Consider the following 3118-nt stretch of genomic DNA (forward strand, 5'->3'; position numbering starts at 1 on the left):
ACGCTTCGACAAGCTCGCCGTCCGCTACGAAGCCACCATCCAACTCACCCTGATACGGCAAACACTCTGACCACATCTCAAACACGCCTTAGGGCCTTTCCGACCATGACCCATCGGACAGACCCTAGGGCGAGGCGAATTCGAGAACTCCACTGTCGGCGCAGCGGGGGCGAACTCTGTGCTGGGCACCCCGGCCCGCGAGCGCACCCGCCGGCTCTCTACATAGCCGGTGAACCCCGGTCAGCGAAACCGGCGTTCACCGCGGCTCTTGATGCCTCACCGTCTGTCACCGACTCGATCGTGGAGAACCACCGATTGCTCAACATCCACCGACACCGCCACTGCCACCGCCACCGACACCGACACCGACACCGACACCGCTCACTGTGCCCGGATTCCGATGTTTCCACAGGAGCCAGTGCTCACGAAGTCGCGGACCCTGCACCGCCCGTTCTAGGATCCGCGGTTTCATGAGCAATTCCGCGTGATCACAAGCGCCGTCCGAGCACATCCGGGTGATCACGACCAGTAGTAGCGTTCAGTAGTTGTCAGTTCCCAGGTTCTTGCGATCTTCCGGAGCGGGTCGTGCTCGGGCTTCCTACGCGGGTCGGTACGACATGGGATAGTCGCTCGCACGTGGGTCGGACCGCACACAGGCTGGGAATGAAAGCGCAGAGGACGCCTGAGCGGTAGGGGAGGTGGCGGTGAGCGGGAGACCGCGGTTGTGGGTGGCCGGTGCGCTGATGGGGGTCACCGCTTCAGTGCTGACGTGCGGACTGGCCGTGGCCGCGGTGGTGCTCGTTCCCGCATGGTGGCCTCACCCGGCGGTGGCCGCTGTCGCGACGCTGTTGCTCCTCGGCTTGGGGTTCGCAGTGATCTCCACGTGTTTCATCCACCTTGGTCCTAAGCACTTCGGGGCGGCCGCACTCGTGGAGTTTCTGCTGGCCGTGGGGTTGCTGACCTTTCTCGACCAGGCCGTGCTCGACATGTGGGCCAAGCCCCTGGAGACCGTCGTCACAGACACCGTCAGGCATGAGAGAAACGCGCCGACGGGGAAAGTCACCGGAGTCTGGTGGGAGTGCTCGCTGGAGCGGCTCGACGGTACCGAACTCGAACGGAACCTCAGGGAGTCGGACTTCATCCCGCTGGGCAAGGCCTGCCCCGCCGGCGCGGAGGCAGGCGACCGGCTCGTGGTGTACACGGCGCCCGGAGGGTTCGCCCAGCCGCAGATGAACGCCCCGGTCGGGGGTGTCTGGCTGGTTGTCACGTTCACTGCCGCCGCCACGGCGGCAGCGACGACGTTCACGTCTATCGGAATGACTCGCGCGGGCGCGCCGAGCATCCCGCGTCTCCTACAGGGCCGGGCGGAAGAATCGCCGCCGACCCGCACCTGAGACCGGCAGCGGCAGCGGCAGCAGGCTCACGCGCCGGTGGGCTTCCCGGCGGCCCGGCCGGTCAGTCCCCGTCGTCGACCCACCGCTGGCCGCATCGCCGGCACCTGCCGCCCCACCAAGGGTTATCCCAGTCGTGCTCGGTGACGACCTCGCTGTTTGTCTCGCCGCATCGCCGACAGATCTGTGCGAAGTCGCAGGGCGTGGCCCTTCGGTACGAGGTGACATAGCCCGGCCGCTGCGCCATGGGGAGGCCGTCCACTGCTACGAGGTCGTTCGTGTGCCGGACCCACCCGAATTCATGTCCGCAACGAACGCAAGCCACAACCCTCCAGCACGATTGATCCCTCGATTCCTCGCGCCCATACTCGTGCAGCACACCGGACCGCTGGAGCCGATCGCAGCACGCACACCGCCACTCGTGAAGGCACGGTTGGGAAGTGCCACTGATCTCATCAGCCAAAACGCGTCGGTACGCGTGGATCCCAAGCCGGCAAAGCGCACGACGTACGAACGAGACAGGTCGGCGAGGCGTGCTCATCGCCGCAGCCCCCTCCCGACTCACCACCCCGGCGGCCGGTATGCCGGCCATCTCCCCACTCGCATCGTAGGCCGCACTTGCCCAACGGTGAATGTCCTCATAAGGCGCGATGCCAGTTCTCGCCATCCCGGCGCGGAGCACATCAGCCGACTCCCCACATAGCCGATGAAGCCGGTTAGGAAAACGGCGTTCCATACGACCATGGACAGCTCACTCGCTGTCACCGACCCCGATCCATGGACAGTTCACACTCGCTGTCACCGACCCCGATCGCGGAGAACCGCCGATTGCTCACCATCCACCGACACAGCCGCTGCTCAATGAGCGCGGATTCGCTGTTCCCTTCGCGATCTTCATGCGCACCACGGCCCGACAAACCCAGGCCATAGCCCAGCACATCACCGCCCTCACAGAGCCCCGCACCGCCGGTGAAACCGAGTCCGAGGACGTCCGGCAGGAGGGGCGCGTTCCGGGTAAACGTCGATGGCCGCACCGAAACCGCCAACCTCAGCCTTCACTTCAACTACGACCTGAGGGAAAGGATCAGCGCGCCGTCCGCGGCCGTACACAAAGACAAAGACAAAGACAAGGTCAGTAAGGAGGCCGCAAACGCGTTCGCCAAGTCATGGATATGGCCAAGGCCCGTGGCCCGGTCGGTCGTCCGCGTACGGTGACTTCATACTCCGGGTGCGGGCCGCACGGCGATCCCATTCCGCTCAAGCAGCGCCGCCGTCACCCCGTCTCCCGGCACCAGTTCCCCGGCGAACGACCCGTCATACACCACACCCCGCCCGCACGACGGGCTGCGCGGCATCAACAGTGCCTCCGTGCAGCCTCCGTGCCGCGCCGCCGCGAGTGCGCGCCGCGCTCCGTCCACAAACTCCGCTGTCACCTCACGCCCAGTGTCCTCAACTACCCGCGCCGTCCCGTCGAGCACGTCATGCCCGTCGCCGCCCACCAGCTCCGCGGGCCGCCGCGGCGTCGCGAGCCCACCCGCAACCTCGGGGCAGAAGGAGACGACGTCGCGACCGGTCACTGCCTCCTCGATCTCCGACGACGCCTTGTGCCGCCCGTCGAAGCGGCATGGCACCCCTGATAGGGCTCTTTGAATCTCCCCACCCCCTGATCTGCGGTGGGCCAAACCTGCTCAGTTGATCTCCCCACCCATCGTGTGACCAAGCTTGGG

The 3118-nt window shown here is 66.1% G+C and carries 2 protein-coding genes; one reads left to right on the forward strand and one right to left on the reverse strand.

Features of this window, described 5'->3' with window-relative positions; translation table 11 throughout:
• The first annotated feature begins 827 nt into the window (after window positions 1-827).
• Entirely contained in the window at window positions 828-1394 is a 567-nt protein-coding gene (locus tag AB0I10_RS40810; RefSeq protein WP_363157801.1) for a hypothetical protein, read from the forward strand.
• Between the two features lie 1214 nt (window positions 1395-2608).
• Here AB0I10_RS40810 and AB0I10_RS40815 read toward each other — a convergent pair.
• The gene (locus tag AB0I10_RS40815) at window positions 2609-3022 is read right to left on the reverse strand and encodes a DUF523 domain-containing protein (RefSeq protein WP_363157802.1); all 414 of its coding nucleotides are present in this window, start codon (window positions 3020-3022) and stop codon (window positions 2609-2611) included.
• Window positions 3023-3118: the final 96 nt, after the last annotated feature.

The organism is Streptomyces sp. NPDC050636 (assembly GCF_040654775.1).
Lineage (GTDB): Bacteria > Actinomycetota > Actinomycetes > Streptomycetales > Streptomycetaceae > Streptomyces.